Raw genomic sequence first — 16624 nt, 5'->3', positions numbered from 1 at the left:
AAAGCTACACGATGGTAGCTTTTCTAGTAACTTAATAGTAGTGACTCATTATTCTATAATACCACCACAACTCACACGACTTCCAGCTGCTCCAGAAGGCTGTGATTTAAAATCGTCAACACCTTGGTGTACTATAATCGCTTTTCCAAGAATGTCTTTTGTCTCATCACCACAACCAATACACCATTCGTTAGTGACTTTGGTGATAGTTGCATGACCTTTATCATTTGCTGTAAAGTTACCAATATCTCCTTTGTGATATCCTGTTTCATCACCCCATTTTCCATGTTTTTGTCCAGTTGGATTCCAGTGTCCTCCAGATGATTTTCCGTCATCAGATGAACAATCAGCTTTTTCATGAATATGGATGGCATGCTCGCCTTCAGTTAAACCACTTAGTACAGCAATCATTGTAATTACACCTTGATCTTGAGTAAATACCACATTTCCAGTAACGCTACTATTGCTTTTAGAATCAAGCGCTAACGTTACTTTTTTCTTGTCTTTGTAATATGCTGGTTCCTCTGTAACAGTTGGACGTTTTTTTGTGTCATCTTCAGCTGGTGTTTCGACCTCAGTTGCATCATTGGACACTTCTTCTTTTTGGTCTTTTTTACATGAGAAGTTTAAGCATAGGGCTAAAATAGTTATGTATACGATAGAACGTTTCATTAGTTATTTGTTTTTGAGTGTTATTGAAGTTGAAAGATAATCATTATTTGAAATGATAAAAAACAATTGCTTCAAAATTCTATCAAAATTGTTTGAGCCATAGTTTGGGATCTGTGACACCTCGTTTGAGGTTTTCTGTAAGCAAGATAGCTTTATCTACTTTAGTCTGTGTCGATTTATAGCGTTTGATTGTATATATGATACTGCGTTGTCTACCTGGTGTTAGCGCTTCAAAAATTGTATAGGCTTCATGATCACTCATCAAAACTGCATCCAACTCTTCTGGCATGTCTACACCATATTTGGACTGGTCTTCAAACAGTTGTATTTCAAAATAATCATTCATAAATATACCAAGAGCTTTCTGTTTTTCATTACTAAAATACATCACACATAAACCGTTTTTTTTAGGAATTAAAGCGCCATGATAATTGATGCTCTGTTCCTTGAATGTTGCCACAACTTTGACCCGTTTATGGTTGTTTTTCAGAAATAAATGTGCAATAGCTTCAGGTAAAATAATACTCTGTTTGTTGGCTAAGGTAACTTCAAAGGGTTCACTTTTAAGCATAAAAGATATCCGATTTAATTTATTTTCAAGATATGATATATATCATGTTTTTTGCAAACAAATGCACGTAATTTTGAGTTATAATTGTTATAGGTATGTGCAATTCATTAGTCAATAAATATAATGTGGCTGGACCACGTTATACAAGTTATCCAACAGTTCCTTATTGGGACAACACATCTTTCTCATTAAAGCAATGGAAAGAGTCATTATCTGTGTCTTTTAGCGAAAGCAATAATACTGAGGGTATTAGTCTCTACATTCATTTACCTTTTTGTGAAAGTATGTGTACGTTTTGTGGTTGTAACAAGCGTATTACAAAACGTCATGATGTTGAAGGTCCTTACATTAGAACAGTACTAAAAGAATGGAGTTTGTATTGTGATCTCTTAGATGGACGACCAAAAATTAAAGAGCTTCATCTTGGAGGCGGAACACCTACGTTCTTTTCTCCTGAAAACTTAGAGTTTTTAATTAAAGGGGTTTTACGAAAAGCAAATCTCGTCGAAGATTATGAATTTAGTTTTGAAGGGCACCCTAATAATACAACCCGTGAACATTTGCAAACACTTTATAACTTAGGTTTTTCTCGTGTGAGTTTTGGAGTTCAGGACTATAATGAAACCGTTCAAAAAGCGATTCATCGTATTCAACCTTTTGACAATGTAAAACAGGCAACACTTTCTGCTAGAGAAATTGGTTATACGTCTATAGGTCACGATATTATTTTTGGTTTACCATTTCAAACCGAAGCTCATGTTGCTAAAACTATTGAACTCACCAAAGCATTGATGCCAGATCGTATAGCATTTTACAGCTATGCGCATGTACCATGGTTAAAAGGAAATGGACAACGCGGATATAAGGAAGCAGATTTGCCATCAGGAGCATCAAAACGCGCACAATACGAGTTAGGTAAAAGTCTACTTAATGAAACAGGTTATCATGAAATAGGAATGGATCATTTCGCTTTGGAAACTGATTCATTATTCCGAGCAATGAAGACTAATACATTACATCGAAATTTTATGGGGTATACAGCCTCTAAAACTCAAGCAATGATTGGTCTGGGTGTATCCTCTATTAGTGATAGTTGGTATGGGTTTGCTCAAAATGTGAAAGGCATTGAAGAGTATTACCACTTGGTAGAGCAAAACATAATTCCAGTATATAGAGGTCATATTTTAAATACAGAAGATCTTATAGTAAGACAGCACATCCTAAACCTGATGTGTCATTTTGAAACTCAATGGATAGATAAGTCATTATATATAGATGAGCTAAAAGATATAGCTATTAAATTAAAAGAAATGGAAGATGATGGGTTGGTTGAATTTCAGAAAGATGCCATAAAAGTAACTCAAAAAGGACAACCATATGTGAGAAATGTATGTATGGCCTTTGATGTATTGCTACAGCGAAGACAACCAGAAACCAGATTGTTTTCAATGACAGTTTAAATGATTGTTAAATTAACTCATGAGGTTTAGAAAAACCTCAATAACATGTAACTTACAAACACTTAACCCAAAAACATAATCAAATGAAAAAGATAATAGTACCAATAGATTTTTCTGAATATTCTGAATACGCTTTAGAAACTGCAGCTATTCTTGCTAAACGAAATAATGCTGAAATTTTAGCATTACATATGCTCGAGATTGAAAAAGGACGTGTAACCGATTCAAGTAATGAACTCAATGAAAAAATGGTGTTCTTCTTGAAGTTGGCCGAACAAAAATTTGACAATTTTTTGTCTAATGACTATCTCGAAGGCGTTAGTGTGACACCTATTGTAAAACATTTTAAAGTATTTAGTGAGGTTGCCGAAGTAGCCAAAGAACACAATGCTGATATGATTGTTATGGGGTCTCATGGTGCAAGTGGTTTATCTGAGATTTTTGTAGGTTCGAATACCGAAAAAGTTGTACGTCACTCTGATATTCCAGTGTTGGTGGTGAAACAGAAACCAGTGAATTTGAGTTTTGATACGGTTACATTCGCAAGTGACTTTTCTATTGAAATGGTAGAACCTTATTTAAAAGCACGACAATTGTTCGATAATTTGAAATTAGTTCACGTTAATGTTCCAGGAGAGGGCTTTAGTAGTTCTTCGGAAATGGAAGTGAAAGTGGCAGATTTTCTTAAAAAAGCTGATGGCAATTTAGACAAGTTAAATGATGTACATTATACATCAGATTATACGGTGGAGAAAGGAATTTTAAATGCATCTAATCTTTTAGGAGCTGACCTTATTGCTGTTCCTACACATGGAAGAAAGGGCTTAGCGCATTTTTTTACAGGAAGTGTTTCTGAAGATGTTGCTAATCACGCATCTCTTCCTGTGATTACATTTAAAATATAGTTTTAGTTAGTTATTAGGTCAATTACTAAAACGAAAAAAAGCTTGAGCGATTCGCTCAAGCTTTTTTAGTGTTATGCTTTAATAAAGACTACTTGCTGTCTTCAACTTCAATTTCAGTGCCTTCAGTTTCTCCATCTATTGGCATTTTTTCTTTTTTAAGATGCGTGTCTAAAAACTTAAGAATTCTACTGTAAGATTCAATTTGGTTTTCTTTTTTAACAAAGCCATGACCTTCATCTTCAAAGAGGACATATTCCACAGGTACATTATTTTTTCTAACACCTGCAACAATTTCGTCAGATTCTACCTGTAAGACTCTAGGATCTTGAGCACCTTGTAATACAATCAAAGGTTTCGTTACCTTATCTGTGTGAAATAGAGGGGAGATACGTTTTAAACGTACAGAATCTGCAGAAAATGGGTCACCCAATTCTTTATAAAGGGATTCTCTAAACGATTCCCAATACGGTGGAATACTTTTTAATGTTCGTATCCAATTGGTCACTCCAAATAAATTTACACCAACGTCAAATTCTTCAGGTGTATAAGTTAATGCAGCCATAGTCATATAACCACCATATGAACCTCCAATGATTCCAATTTTGTCACCATCAATTTCAGATTGAGTCGTTAACCAGTTTTTACCTTCAACGCAATCTTGTAGATCTTTCTCTCCGTGATTTAGATCATCCATTTGATAGAATGTTTTTCCATAACCACTACTTCCACGATTATTAACAGCTAATACAGCATAGCCATGATTAACCATGTACTGAATTAAAGAGCTAAATCCTTGACGTGTTTGTCCTCCTGGACCACCATGAACCCAAACCATAGCAGGCACTTTGTTTTCTGCCGAAGCTTGATGTGGTAGGTAATAGATGGCAGGAATAATAGTGCCATCAAATGATTTATAACGAATCACTTTTGCAGTTACTAGATCTTCAGCATTGATATCATCATTAAGAACATCTGTAAGCTTGTGTTGTTCTTTAGTATCTAAATTGTAAGTGTATAAATCTGAAGGTGAATTTGAGCCACCAACATACATGCGCATCCATTGTTCATCATCACTAAAGCTAACACTAGTAATACTTTTATCACCAAAATCTGGAAGGTCTATAGGCATTGAACTTTCGGTATCAATAACTTCAATGGCATTTTTTCCATCTTCATTAACATAAACGATCATATAAGAACCTTCAGAAGTAAATCCGCTACCCATAATATCCCATTTCTTCTCTACGACTTTTTTCTTTTCTTTTGTCGCCAAATTATAAGACATTAAATATGAAAATTCTGCACCATCATCTGTAGTATAATAGAACATTCCATTGTCTTTTGAAAAATCTTGAGCCGAATTTCCACTTTGTGTATCATTGATCTGTACCATTTCCTTGGTTTTTGAATCATAGACAAATAGATCACTATCGTTAGTATTCACTGTTTTTGAAAGCGCAAAATAATTTTCATCGTCAGACATACCGCTAAAGTTAAGTCCGTCATTATTTTGATAAATCATTTCAGAAGCATAGTCATGTATAGACATTTTATAAACGTCAAAAAATCGAGGGTCTCTTTTATTTGAACCAAAATAAAGGTATTTGTCGTCTTTTGACCAACCATAAAAACTAGATTTGGCTCCTTTTTCTGGAGTGATATCCTTTATTGTACCATCTAATTCTCTAACAAATAAGTGATCAATTTCATCACCATTTCCATCAGCATTTAATAACATTCTGTCATCATTTGGAAAATATGAACGTGCAGTAATTGAAGTGCTATCCGATTGCGTTATAGGTGTCATTTCACCACCTGTTGATGGGATTGTATAGACGTTGTAAATTCCAGAACGATTACTCGAGACCAGTAATTTACTATTGTCTGCCGAAAAACTTCCGCCTCCAACGGCTTCGTTATCCATAAATTGTTCAATAGTATATTGCTGAATTTCTCGTTCGGCAATAGCCTTGTCCTTAGCATCCTCTTTACATGAAAAGAGGAGAACAGCTATGCATAATCCTAAAAATTTTGTTTTCATAATGTTTGTTTTAGTGTGTTGCTAATCTAATTTAAAAGTCTTTAAGTCTTTAAATGGATTGGTTTGTACCTGTTCCATTTTTGTACGATAAGGAGCCCATGTTTTAATGAAGAACGTATTGACTTCATTAAGCACGTCTTCTAGAGCTTCTTTTGCGTTTTTAATCAATGTGGTTTCGGTAGTTGTAATGCCATTTTGTCTAGAACCAACATAACGTCTAGCCAGCCCCAAACGTTGCATCACAGTGACTTCAGGGTTTCTTGTAATCCCTTGTCTGCTATCTTCTTTGCCTAAAAATTTATCGACAATACTATCGATGTTTTTCACAACCTCTTTAGAAGCTTTAATATCATCTTTGTACTTGTCTTTATCTAATTTACCGAGTAAAGATTGGTAATCTTTTGCAATGTTTTTACTTTCGATAAGTTGTTTTACAGCATCTGCAGCGGTTTGTTGCATGGTCTCCAAGCGTTTTGAGGTATCGTAAACAGCATTGATGTTTGCCATAGACGCATTAACTCTAGGATCTAGTTTTACAGTTACCATTTCTTCGGAAGACTGATCGCCAAAACTCATCACTGCTTTATAGTTTCCTGGTTTTACAGATACGCCACCTGGTTCACTATTACGCTTCCTGATACGCTTTGAAGGAAAATCTACTCCAGCTTCATTCATAAACCATGTCCATTTATATAAACCAGTAGAATCTGGAGCCTTACGTTTTAGGGTTCTTATTAAACGATCACCATCATAAATTTTAAGATGGATAGAATCCCATTTCACTTTTTTAGCTTCTTTTTCTTCTGAAGTCATATCTTTTTTGTCCTCTTTCTTGTCTTTCTTCCCTTTTTTGTCTTCGGATGCTTTTTTCTTTACATCGATTTTTACAAAATAGGATAAAATGGCACCATAACCTCTATTATCACCATGGTACATGGCATCTGCCCCAAAGCGGCTTCCTGTAGGTTGTTGGTAAGCAGCTTGATAGGCCGTTGGAGGCTCAAAAAGTTCAAGCTTTTGATTGAGTACTTCTTTGTTTTTTGCTAAGGCACGTAACGGACGAATATCATCCAGAACCCAAGCAGCACGACCAAAAGTTCCGATAATTAAATCGTGTTCACGCGGATGAATAACTAGGTCTTTTACAGAAACTGTTGGGAAGCCATTGGTCCATTTAGTCCATTTATTTCCAGCATCAAATGAAATATAGAGACCGTCATCAGTTCCTAAGAACATCAAGTTTTTTTCTATAGGATCTTCAACAATAGATAAGGTATAACTTTGGGCGTCGTTGGCATCTACAATTCGTTGCCATGTTTTTCCATAGTCTTTTGTTCGGTAAGCATAAGGTGTATAATTAAAGCGTCTATAATCATTTGCAATGAGTAAAGCTTCACCTTTACTTTTATTAGACGCTTTTATTTGTGCGATCCAACTTCCTGCAGGTAAACCTTTAATGTTTTTTGTGACATCATTCCATGAATCTCCACCATTTGTCGTGTAGTGTACTTTTCCGTCGTCTGTTCCAACCCATAACATATTACGTTCGAGTGGAGAAGGTTCAATTACTAAGATTGTTGTATGATTTTCTGCTCCGGTAGCATCCATTGTCAGACCACCACTTTCAGATTGTTTTTGTTTTTCGGGATCGTTAGTTGTTAAGTCTGGAGAAATAACAGTCCACGTGTCTCCTTTATCTGTTGATTTATGAACAAACTGACTTCCGAAGTAAAGTGTACTATTATTAAACGGATCAATATTAATAGCTGAATTCCAATTAAAACGCAACCTTACTTTTGGGTCTGGATGTGTTGGTCTCACCGAATAATTATTTCCTGTTTGCCAATCGTATCGACTTACAAAACCTTGTTGACTCATTGACCATCCATATCTAGAATCGTCCTTGTCTGGTACGACATCAAAACCATCACCAAAACTTATTTCTTGCCAATAACTGTTACGAATTCCCTGAGATCTCCATACATAAGCTGGACCTCTCCAAGAACCATTATCCTGCATTCCTCCATAAACATTATACGGAATCTCGTTATCGACATTGATGTGATAAAATTGAGCCACAGGTAAGTTTCCAATAAAACGCCATGATTTTCCTCCATCTTTAGTGATGTTCATACCACCATCATTACCATCAATCATGAAGTTTCCATTTTTTGGATGAATCCACCACGCATGATGATCTGGATGAACACCATTACTCACACCATAGGCAGGCATCAATTGTCTAAAGTTTTTTCCGCCATCTTCAGATACATTCACATAGGTATATATAGAATACACACGATTTTCATTTTGTGGATCTACATAAATTTCAGAATAATAAAATGGACGGTTACCAATATCTCTTTTATTATTGATCATTTTCCATGTAAATCCACCATCTTCACTTTTATATAAGGCATTCTTCTTTGCTTCGACTAAAGCGTAAACAATATTGGGTTTATTGGCAGCTATTGCGACACCAATGCGACCAAGGTTTCCTTTAGGAAACCCTTCTTTATCAGTAATTTTTTTCCAAGTTACTCCACCATCATGAGTGATGTGTAATCCAGACCCTTCACCACCAGAATTAAAAAACCAAGGTTCACGTTTGTGTTCCCATAGCGTTGCAATTAACTTGTTAGGATTTTTAGGATCCATAATCAAATCTGCCGCTCCAGTTTTATTATTAGCAAATAAGACTTTATTCCATGTTTTACCACCATCTGTAGTTTTAAAAATACCACGTTCTGGATGTTCTCCCCATGGTGAACCTATAGCCGCGGCATAAACAATATTTGGATTTGTTGGATCGATAATCACACGATGAATGTGACGTGTTTTTTCGAGTCCCATCGCTGTCCAACTCTTTCCGCCATCTAAAGATTTAAAGATGCCATAACCACCATTTAAACTATTTCTAGGGTTACCTTCTCCTGTACCAACCCATATTACACTCGGGTTTGATTGCTGAATAGCAACAGCACCAATTGAAGCTGTGACTTGATCGTCGAAAATTGGCATCCAAGTAATACCTCCAGATTCACTTTTCCAGAGACCACCCGAAGCAGTACCGACATACATAATATCAGGATTAGTATGAACAGCGTCAATAGCAGTTACACGTCCAGACATACCACCAGGCCCAATATTACGAGGTTCCATGTTTTTTAGTACATCAAGTGAAATGTCTTGAGCAAAGAGAGATAATGATGCAAAGAGAAGCATCAGGAAATTTATTTTTTTCATTTGTGTTTGGTTTAGTTGCTTTAAAGATAAGCAAAAGATGTGGTCAAGTTATTGGTTGGTAGAGGCATACTTAAAGTTTTAACATAAATATGAAAGAAGACTGTATTTATTTTTAATTAGGACAATTTTATCCTCAATATGATAATTGTCATATTTTATGAGGTTTCTGAGTCTTAATTTTGTTAAATAAAATCGATTTAATATGAAAACAACACTAAGACTAATGCTCGTATTTTTTGTGACACTGCTATTGAGTTGTGGAGGCAAAGAGGAGGAGAAAAAAGAACAGGTTACCGTTGTGAAAAAAGAAAAAACGGTAAAAAAGGATACGCCTAAATCAACTTCAGTAAAGGCTTCAGAAAAAGTAGACCTCACTAACAAAGGTGTTGGACCAATTACATCTCTAACATTGAACGATGGGATAGACCAAGCGCTAGCAACTGAGGGTGCAGAGGTTTTTAAAAAAATGTGTACAGCTTGCCATAGACCAAATAAAAAATTTATTGGTCCAGCCCCATCAGGGATTTTAGAAAGGAGAACACCAGAATGGGTTATGAATATGATTTTGGATCCAGAAGGTATGGTTAAAAATGACCCTTTAGCTAAGGAGCTGTTGATTGAGTTTAACGGTTCACCTATGGCTAATCAAAATCTAACTGAGGAAGAGGCAAGAGCCGTATTAGAGTATTTCAGAACACTAAAATAGTATATTATGAAGACAGTCAAACAATTCCTTTTTGTTCTTGCATTTGTAGCATTTATTTGCTCTTGTAAAAATGAAAATAACGAAGCCTCAACGAACACAACAGTTACTAAAACTGAAGCCAAAGCTAATGAAAAGACAGGACAAGCTTTTATTAAAGATGATGAAAGTACGCCAACAGTTTTAGATATAGCGATTGGATCAAAAGACCATTCTACCTTGGTCGCTGCAGTACAAGCTGCAGAGCTAGAAAATGCCTTAGTTAATGCAGGGCCATTAATGGTTTTTGCACCAACTAATGAGGCTTTCACTGCTTTACCTGAAGGTACAGTAGACAATTTATTAAAGCCTGAAAATAAAGATGCTTTGGCTAATATCTTAAAATATCATGTTACACCAGGTAACTATTCCAAAGATTTTTTAAAGAAATTCAAAACACTAGGTCAAGCCAATAATCAATATGTTAAAGTTGAAGTTATAGATGGTGAGCCAATAATTGGAGGAGCAAAAATACTAGGTAGCGTTAAAGCTGGTAATGGTATTGTACATGTCATAGATAAAGTACTGTTGCCACCAACAGAAGAATAAAAACACTAATCAAATTATTAAGAAAACATGAAGAATTTATTTAAATTAAGTATTGCTCTTGTATTCATATTTACGACGTATACAAGTTGTAATAACTCAAAATCATCAGATAGTAAATCTGGTGCTTTAGCAGACAATGTTGCTGAAAAAGTTTATGTAGCGCCAGGAGAACATGATGAGTTTTACGCATTTATCTCTGGAGGATTTAGTGGGCAATTATCTGTTTACGGATTACCTTCTGGGCGATTATTTAAGGTTATTCCTGTATTCTCTCAAGATGCAGAAAAAGCCTATGGATATAATGAAGAAACAAAACCAATGCTAAATACATCACACGGTTTTGTGCCTTGGGATGATGCCCATCACCCAGATATTTCTCAAACTAATGGTGTCGTTGATGGACGTTGGGTATTTATAAATGGGAATAATACACCTCGTATAGCAAAAATAGATCTAACAACTTTTGAGACAACAGAAATTATAGAAGTACCAAATAGTGCTGGTAATCACAGTTCTTCATTTGTGACTGAAAATAGTGAGTATGTTGTGGCAGGAACACGTTTCTCTGTACCGATTCCTCAAAAAGATATGCCTATTAAAGATTATAAAGGAAATTTTAAAGGGTCTTTAACATTTATCTCTGTTGAACCTGAACATGGTCATATGGATATTAAATTTCAATTAATCATGCCTGGTTTTGATTATGATTTAGCACACCCAGGTCGTGGTGTTTCTCATGGTTGGTTCTTCTTCTCAACGTATAATTCTGAAGAAGCAAGTACACTTATGGAAGTAAATGCTTCCCAAAATGATAAAGATTTTATTGCTGCAATTAATTGGAAGAAAATTGAAGAGTATGTAAATAATGGAGGAGGTACGATGATGCCAACAAACTATGCGCATAATGTTTATGATGAAAGTACACACATGGCAACATCTACAATGAAAAAAGAGGTGAGAGTTGTTAATCCGTCTGAAGTTCCTGGTGCAGTATACCTTCTACCTACGCCTAAGTCACCTCATGGTTGTGATGTTGATCCAACTGGAGAGTACATTGTTGGTAACGGTAAATTATCTGCTAATTTAACAGTACACTCCTTTACAAAAATGCTGGATGCCATTGAAAACAAAAAATTCGCAGGTGATGCTTATGGTATTCCAATTATCAATTTTGAAGATGTATTAGCAGGTGTTGTAGAGCAACCAGGGTTAGGACCATTACATACAGAGTTTGATGACAAAGGAAACGCCTATACAACATTCTTTATTTCTTCTGAAGTTGTTAAATGGAAAGTAGGAACTTGGGAAGTTTTAGACAGACAACCATGTTATTATTCAGTGGGTCACTTAATGATTCCAGGAGGAAATTCACAAAAACCTTGGGGTAAATATGTAGTAGCCATGAATAAGATTACTAAAGATCGTTATTTGCCAACTGGTCCAGAGGTGACGCAATCTGCACAACTTTATGATATCTCAGGTGATAAAATGGAATTGTTATTAGATTTTCCAACGATTGGAGAACCGCATTACGCTGCTGGTTGCCCTGCAGATTTAATTAAACCACGTTCTAAAAAGATTTTCAACCTCGAAGATAATAACCATCCATATGTCGCTAAAAGTGAAATGGATACTAAAGTAGTTCGTGATGGGAAAACAGTACATGTTTATATGACCACCATACGTAGTCACTTTGCGCCAGATAATATTGAAGGTATTAAAGTAGGAGATAAGGTGTACTTCCATATTACCAACTTAGAACAAGATTATGATGTGCCTCATGGTGTAAGTATGATTGGAGCTAATACTTCTGAATTATTGATCATGCCAGGTCAAACAGAGACTTTCCTCTGGGAACCAAAACAAGTTGGGGTATGGCCATTCTATTGTACCGATTTCTGTTCTGCGCTTCACCAAGAGATGCAAGGTTATGTTAGAGTTTCACCAGAAAATTCTGATACGCCATTAAAATGGTCACTTGGGGAAGACATCGAATAATTAAATAGCATAGGAGGATTTTGTTTTAGTGTTTATTTTCCTATACAAAAAGGCGAGAGTTATTTTTTCGCTCTCGCCTTTCTAATCTAAAACACTAAAAAAACACTAAATATTTCAAGATGAAAAAGTCAAATATCATCATGTTACTTGCGGCTATTCTGCCATTAGGATTGTTTTTATTTCCACTTTGGAAGATTACATTGGAAGCACCACAATATCCAACACCATTAGGGATGTACATACACATTAATGACTTTTCTGATGCTAATCCGCATGACATCAAGAATATAAATTTGATGAATCATTATGTTGGTATGAAGTATATACCAGAAGCGATTCCAGAGTTTAAGATATTTCCTTTAGGTATTATCATTACTAGTGTAATAGGTCTTCTTATTGCATTTAAAGGAAATTATAAATGGTTTTTAGGATGGTTTATTTTAATGATTGCTTTGAGTGCAGCAGGGATGTATGATTTTTATTTGTGGGAGCATGATTACGGTCACAATCTTGACCCTAAGGCAATCATGAAATTTACTAATCCTGATGGGACACAAATGGGGTTTCAACCACCATTGTTTGGAAGTAAGGACATATTAAATTTTAGAGCACACTCTTATCCGCAATTAGGTGCTTTATTTCTAGCCTTAGGTATTGCAACTTCATTTATTGCTTTCCTAATTGGAAAGAAAATACATAAAAAATCTATGACTATGTAGACGAGATCAAAACACTAAAACACTAAAATCATGCAAACACTAAAACACTATTCAATTATTACATTATTACTACTCTTATGTAGCTGTAATGTTTCACCAAAGCCTATAGATTATGGAAATGATGGTTGTCATTTTTGTAAAATGACTATAGTAGATAAAGTACATGCAGCAGAAATTGTTACTACAAAGGGAAAAGTATACAAGTTTGATGCTACCGAATGTATGATAAATTTCCTTGATGAATTTGACACTTCTCAAATTAAACTGTATTTATCAAATAACTATACCGAACCAGAAGCACTTATAGATGCCACTAAAGCTACTTTTTTAATTAGTGAGAATATCCCAAGTCCGATGGGTGCTTTTTTATCAGCTTTTGAGAATCAAGCCGAAGCTGAAAAAACAAAATCTGAAAAAGGAGGAACACTTTACAATTGGAGTGAACTTCAAGATCATTTAAGCAAGAATTAAAATTTAAATCTCAATTTTGGATTAAAATATACTGCGTTATAAATGAAATCTTTAGTTCTACATATTATTTTGTGCCTTTCATTACTAACTAGTAGTATAAGTTTTTCACAAACAATAGAGGTTTGTGACAGTTGCTCAACGACAACATTAAAAAATGCTATAGCAAAAGCCAACCCTTTTGATACTATAAGTATTAAAAAAGGAACCTATAAAGAGTATGGTATAAAAGTAGACAAACCGTTAACCATTATTGGTGAAGATTATCCTGTTATCGACGGAGAATTAAAAGGAGAAGTTATTACTGTTATATCTGATAACGTTACTATAGATGGCCTTTTTGTTATTAATGTTGGAACTAGTTATACTGAAGATTATGCCGCAATTCGTGTTAGAAAGAGTAAGCATTTTGTGATTCAGAATGTGGTTTTAGAGAAACTATTTTTTGGAATTTACATTGAAAAATCTAGCTACGGAAAATTATATCATAATAAGATTATTGGAGACGCTAAAGAAGAGTATAATTCTGGAAATGGGATTCAATTGTGGTATAGTAATCATATTGAAATTGAGCATAATTATGTAGAGCATGTGCGCGATGGAATTTATTTAGAATTTTCTGATGACTGCTTAATCAAAAACAATGTTAGTGCCGAGAATTTGCGTTACGGATTACATTTTATGTTTTCTAATAATGATATCTATCAAGATAATACGTTTGAAAATAATGGCGCAGGAGTGGCAGTGATGTTCTCTAAGAAAATCAAAATGTATAACAATATTTTTAAAGAAAATTGGGGAACCGCATCTTATGGGATGCTTTTAAAAGAGATTAATGATGCCGAAATTATTGGGAATACTTTTGAAGAAAATACTATAGGAATAAACATAGAAGGCTCTAATAGAATTCTTTATAAACACAATAATTTTAAAAAAAACGGATGGGCTGTTAAAGTCCGTGGCGCTTGTTATACAAATAGATTTATAGAAAATAATTTTCTATATAATTCATTTGATATTGCTTATAATAGTAAGATTAATGACAATGTGTTTGATCGAAACTATTGGAGTAATTATACAGGTTACGATTTAGATAAAGATGGTATTGGAGATGTACCGTACCGACCAGTAAAACTATTTTCATATATCGTAAACCGAACACCAGAAACCATTATTTTACTTCGAAGTTTATTTATAGACATTATTGATTTTTCTGAAAAAGTGTCACCTGTATTTACACCAGATAATTTATTAGATCATAATCCGCAAACAAAAAAAGTAACATGGTAAGTATTCAAGGATTACATAAAAAGTTTGGAAAGAACAAAGTGTTAAGTGGATTAGACTTAGAAATAGAAGAGGGAGGAATCTTTGCTGTACTTGGACCAAATGGTTCGGGTAAAACAACATTGATAAAGTCTATTTTGGGCATGGTTATTCCTAATAAAGGAGAAATATCTGTACTTGGGAAAAATATAAAGAACAGTTCTAAGTATCGCAATAAAATTGATTATTTACCACAGATTGCCAACTTTCCAAGTAATTTAAAAGTGAAAGAATTGATTAAAATGATTAAAGATTTGCGTGGAAAAACTGCAGAAGATGAATCATTAATCAAGTTGTTTAAATTAGAACCTTTTTTAAATAAAAAATTAAATACGCTTTCAGGAGGTACCAAACAAAAGGTGAATATTGTTTTGACCTTTATGTTTGATAGCCCTCTGATTATTTTAGATGAACCAACCACAGGATTGGATCCTATTTCTTTGATACGATTAAAGACCCTTATTCAAACTGAAAAATCAAAGGGGAAAACCATTCTAATTACATCACATATTATGAGTTTTGTCGAAGAAGTATCAGACGAGATTGTGTTTTTGTTAGAAGGTAATATTTACTTTAAAGGGTCTATTTCAGAATTAAAACAAATGACCAGTCAGCCAGATTTTGAACACGCTATTGCGTCTATATTAACTACTAATCATGTTTAAGATATTAAAATATAGTTTTTTTGATTTAATGCGTAGTCGTTGGAGTTATGTCTACTTTGCATTTTATTTACTACTCGGAATTGTGCTTTTGTTTTTGAATAATGATCTTTCAAAAGCCGTTATAACATTAATGAATGTCATTATTGTATTAGTTCCTTTAATAGGAACCATTTTTGGCGTCATGTATTATTACAATTCTAGAGAATTTACCGAGCTATTATTGGCCCAACCTTTAAAGCGACCATCTATATTTTTAGGTCAGTATTTAGGTGTTGCTTTATCACTTAGTATGAGTTTGATTTTAGGTTTAGGAATTCCATTTATATTTTATGGTTTATTGAAGAGTAATGCTATTTGGGACTTTTCATTACTATTGATTACAGGCGCTTTTTTAACCTTCATATTTACAGCGCTAGCGTTTAACATCGCTATGTCTAATGAGAATAAAATTAAAGGGTTTGGATATGCCATTCTGTTATGGCTGTTCTTAGCGATTATTTATGACGGCCTTTTTTTAATGACTCTAATTATGTTCGAGGATTATCCGTTAGATAAGGTATCATTAATTGGTACCATGCTAAATCCTATTGATTTATCACGAACACTTATTCTTTTAAAGTTAGATATTTCGGCACTGTTAGGTTATACTGGAGCGGTGTTTAAACAGTTTTTCGGCACAAGCTTTGGGCTTATTATATCTTTTATTATGCTCATATTATGGGTAATCTTACCAGTTTTAAGAATACTCTTCAAATCGAAACGAAAAGATTTTTAGATCTTTAAAAAAGAGGTTCCAGATGTAATATCTAAAGCTAATTGTTCTAGGTTGGTGTTTTCTAACATGTCTTTTAGCTCTGTTCGTACAATTTTAAATTTATCATGAACTGGACAAGGATGACTTTCATCACAGGTTTTTAATCCTAAACCACAGCCACTATAGATTGCATCACCATCAATTGCACTTACAATTTGAGAAAGTTTTATTGAAGTAATATTTTCTTTATCAATTTCAAAACCACCATAAGCACCTTTGACAGAATTGATAATATTGTGTTTTACTAAGGCTTGTAATATTTTAGCAGTAAATGCTTGAGGAGAATCAATTTCTTTGGAAATCTCTTTCGGACTAACACGTCTGTTTTCAAGCGAATTAATCGCTATGAAAATAGTGGCTTTAATACCGTATTGACAAGCTTTAGAAAACATTAAATTTAAATTTTTTTGGTAAGATAAAGGTAAGGAAATATTTAATTAGGACAAAA

At 34.3% G+C, this 16624-nt stretch carries 15 protein-coding genes; 10 read left to right on the top strand and 5 right to left on the bottom strand.

Going from position 1 to position 16624, the window contains the following annotated elements; translation table 11 throughout:
* Positions 1-48 precede the first annotated feature (48 nt).
* Positions 49-672: a superoxide dismutase family protein gene (locus tag Q0783_RS08660; RefSeq protein WP_298894494.1), complete on the bottom strand. Its 624-nt coding sequence runs from the start codon at positions 670-672 to the stop codon at positions 49-51.
* Between the two features lie 82 nt (positions 673-754).
* A complete protein-coding gene (locus Q0783_RS08655; RefSeq protein ID WP_298894493.1) occupies positions 755-1243 on the bottom strand; it encodes a YdeI/OmpD-associated family protein in 489 nt (162 codons plus the stop codon).
* A 95-nt stretch (positions 1244-1338) separates the two neighbouring features.
* On the opposite strand from Q0783_RS08655, the gene hemN reads away from it, so the two are divergent.
* Both hemN and Q0783_RS08645 read left to right on the top strand, forming a co-directional pair.
* A complete protein-coding gene (gene hemN / locus Q0783_RS08650; RefSeq protein ID WP_298894492.1) occupies positions 1339-2703 on the top strand; it encodes an oxygen-independent coproporphyrinogen III oxidase in 1365 nt (454 codons plus the stop codon).
* Between the two features lie 83 nt (positions 2704-2786).
* A complete protein-coding gene (locus tag Q0783_RS08645; RefSeq protein ID WP_298894491.1) occupies positions 2787-3608 on the top strand; it encodes a universal stress protein in 822 nt (273 codons plus the stop codon).
* Between the two features lie 88 nt (positions 3609-3696).
* Here the strand turns inward: Q0783_RS08645 and Q0783_RS08640 are convergent, their stop codons facing one another.
* The gene (locus Q0783_RS08640; protein WP_298894490.1) at positions 3697-5649 is read right to left on the bottom strand and encodes a prolyl oligopeptidase family serine peptidase; all 1953 of its coding nucleotides are present in this window, start codon (positions 5647-5649) and stop codon (positions 3697-3699) included.
* 21 nt (positions 5650-5670) lie between these two features.
* Positions 5671-8895 (bottom strand): hypothetical protein, encoded by a 3225-nt coding sequence (locus Q0783_RS08635; RefSeq protein WP_298894489.1) that lies wholly within the window; start codon positions 8893-8895, stop codon positions 5671-5673.
* A 202-nt stretch (positions 8896-9097) separates the two neighbouring features.
* Between Q0783_RS08635 and Q0783_RS08630 the strand changes: the two genes are divergently transcribed.
* The 8 genes from Q0783_RS08630 (at position 9098) to Q0783_RS08595 (ending at position 16137) form a co-directional block, all read left to right on the top strand.
* The gene (locus Q0783_RS08630) at positions 9098-9601 is read left to right on the top strand and encodes a cytochrome c (protein WP_298894488.1); all 504 of its coding nucleotides are present in this window, start codon (positions 9098-9100) and stop codon (positions 9599-9601) included.
* Positions 9602-9607: 6 nt separating this feature from the next.
* Positions 9608-10186, top strand: coding sequence for a fasciclin domain-containing protein (locus Q0783_RS08625; protein WP_298894487.1), 579 nt, complete (start codon positions 9608-9610; stop codon positions 10184-10186).
* A gap of 27 nt (positions 10187-10213) precedes the next feature.
* Positions 10214-12184, top strand: coding sequence for a Sec-dependent nitrous-oxide reductase (gene nosZ, locus Q0783_RS08620; RefSeq protein WP_298894486.1), 1971 nt, complete (start codon positions 10214-10216; stop codon positions 12182-12184).
* Between the two features lie 119 nt (positions 12185-12303).
* Positions 12304-12903, top strand: coding sequence for a hypothetical protein (locus Q0783_RS08615; RefSeq protein ID WP_298894485.1), 600 nt, complete (start codon positions 12304-12306; stop codon positions 12901-12903).
* A gap of 30 nt (positions 12904-12933) precedes the next feature.
* Positions 12934-13374, top strand: a complete 441-nt coding sequence (locus tag Q0783_RS08610) for a nitrous oxide reductase accessory protein NosL (RefSeq protein ID WP_298758646.1) — start codon at positions 12934-12936, stop codon at positions 13372-13374.
* Positions 13375-13416: 42 nt separating this feature from the next.
* Positions 13417-14661 (top strand): nitrous oxide reductase family maturation protein NosD, encoded by a 1245-nt coding sequence (locus Q0783_RS08605; RefSeq protein ID WP_298894484.1) that lies wholly within the window; start codon positions 13417-13419, stop codon positions 14659-14661.
* Positions 14655-15362, top strand: coding sequence for an ABC transporter ATP-binding protein (locus Q0783_RS08600; RefSeq protein ID WP_298894483.1), 708 nt, complete (start codon positions 14655-14657; stop codon positions 15360-15362). The genes Q0783_RS08605 and Q0783_RS08600 overlap by 7 nt, the downstream gene beginning before the upstream one ends.
* Positions 15355-16137, top strand: a complete 783-nt coding sequence (locus Q0783_RS08595) for an ABC transporter permease (RefSeq protein WP_298894482.1) — start codon at positions 15355-15357, stop codon at positions 16135-16137. The genes Q0783_RS08600 and Q0783_RS08595 overlap by 8 nt, the downstream gene beginning before the upstream one ends.
* Here Q0783_RS08595 and Q0783_RS08590 read toward each other — a convergent pair.
* Entirely contained in the window at positions 16134-16568 is a 435-nt protein-coding gene (locus Q0783_RS08590; protein ID WP_298894481.1) for an Rrf2 family transcriptional regulator, read from the bottom strand. The genes Q0783_RS08595 and Q0783_RS08590 overlap by 4 nt on opposite strands.
* Positions 16569-16624 lie beyond the last annotated feature (56 nt).

This window comes from uncultured Psychroserpens sp. (assembly GCF_947500255.1).
Classification (GTDB): Bacteria; Bacteroidota; Bacteroidia; order Flavobacteriales; family Flavobacteriaceae; genus Psychroserpens.
Note: the sequence above shows the minus strand (reverse complement) of the source record. Positions and strands in the feature narration are given on the sequence as shown.

What these genes read in the sequence shown, in the direction of transcription:
- Q0783_RS08640 (WP_298894490.1), bottom strand. Translation starts at nt 5,649, where the DNA reads ATGAAAACAAAATTTTTAGGATTATGCATAGCTGTTCTCCTCTTTTCA.
- Q0783_RS08595 (WP_298894482.1), top strand. Translation starts at nt 15,355, where the DNA reads ATGTTTAAGATATTAAAATATAGTTTTTTTGATTTAATGCGTAGTCGT.
- Q0783_RS08630 (WP_298894488.1), top strand. Translation starts at nt 9,098, where the DNA reads ATGAAAACAACACTAAGACTAATGCTCGTATTTTTTGTGACACTGCTA.
- Q0783_RS08605 (WP_298894484.1), top strand. Translation starts at nt 13,417, where the DNA reads ATGAAATCTTTAGTTCTACATATTATTTTGTGCCTTTCATTACTAACT.
- Q0783_RS08635 (WP_298894489.1), bottom strand. Translation starts at nt 8,895, where the DNA reads ATGAAAAAAATAAATTTCCTGATGCTTCTCTTTGCATCATTATCTCTC.
- Q0783_RS08590 (WP_298894481.1), bottom strand. Translation starts at nt 16,568, where the DNA reads ATGTTTTCTAAAGCTTGTCAATACGGTATTAAAGCCACTATTTTCATA.
- hemN (WP_298894492.1), top strand. Translation starts at nt 1,339, where the DNA reads ATGTGCAATTCATTAGTCAATAAATATAATGTGGCTGGACCACGTTAT.
- Q0783_RS08610 (WP_298758646.1), top strand. Translation starts at nt 12,934, where the DNA reads ATGCAAACACTAAAACACTATTCAATTATTACATTATTACTACTCTTA.
- Q0783_RS08600 (WP_298894483.1), top strand. Translation starts at nt 14,655, where the DNA reads ATGGTAAGTATTCAAGGATTACATAAAAAGTTTGGAAAGAACAAAGTG.
- Q0783_RS08625 (WP_298894487.1), top strand. Translation starts at nt 9,608, where the DNA reads ATGAAGACAGTCAAACAATTCCTTTTTGTTCTTGCATTTGTAGCATTT.
- nosZ (WP_298894486.1), top strand. Translation starts at nt 10,214, where the DNA reads ATGAAGAATTTATTTAAATTAAGTATTGCTCTTGTATTCATATTTACG.
- Q0783_RS08660 (WP_298894494.1), bottom strand. Translation starts at nt 672, where the DNA reads ATGAAACGTTCTATCGTATACATAACTATTTTAGCCCTATGCTTAAAC.
- Q0783_RS08655 (WP_298894493.1), bottom strand. Translation starts at nt 1,243, where the DNA reads ATGCTTAAAAGTGAACCCTTTGAAGTTACCTTAGCCAACAAACAGAGT.
- Q0783_RS08615 (WP_298894485.1), top strand. Translation starts at nt 12,304, where the DNA reads ATGAAAAAGTCAAATATCATCATGTTACTTGCGGCTATTCTGCCATTA.
- Q0783_RS08645 (WP_298894491.1), top strand. Translation starts at nt 2,787, where the DNA reads ATGAAAAAGATAATAGTACCAATAGATTTTTCTGAATATTCTGAATAC.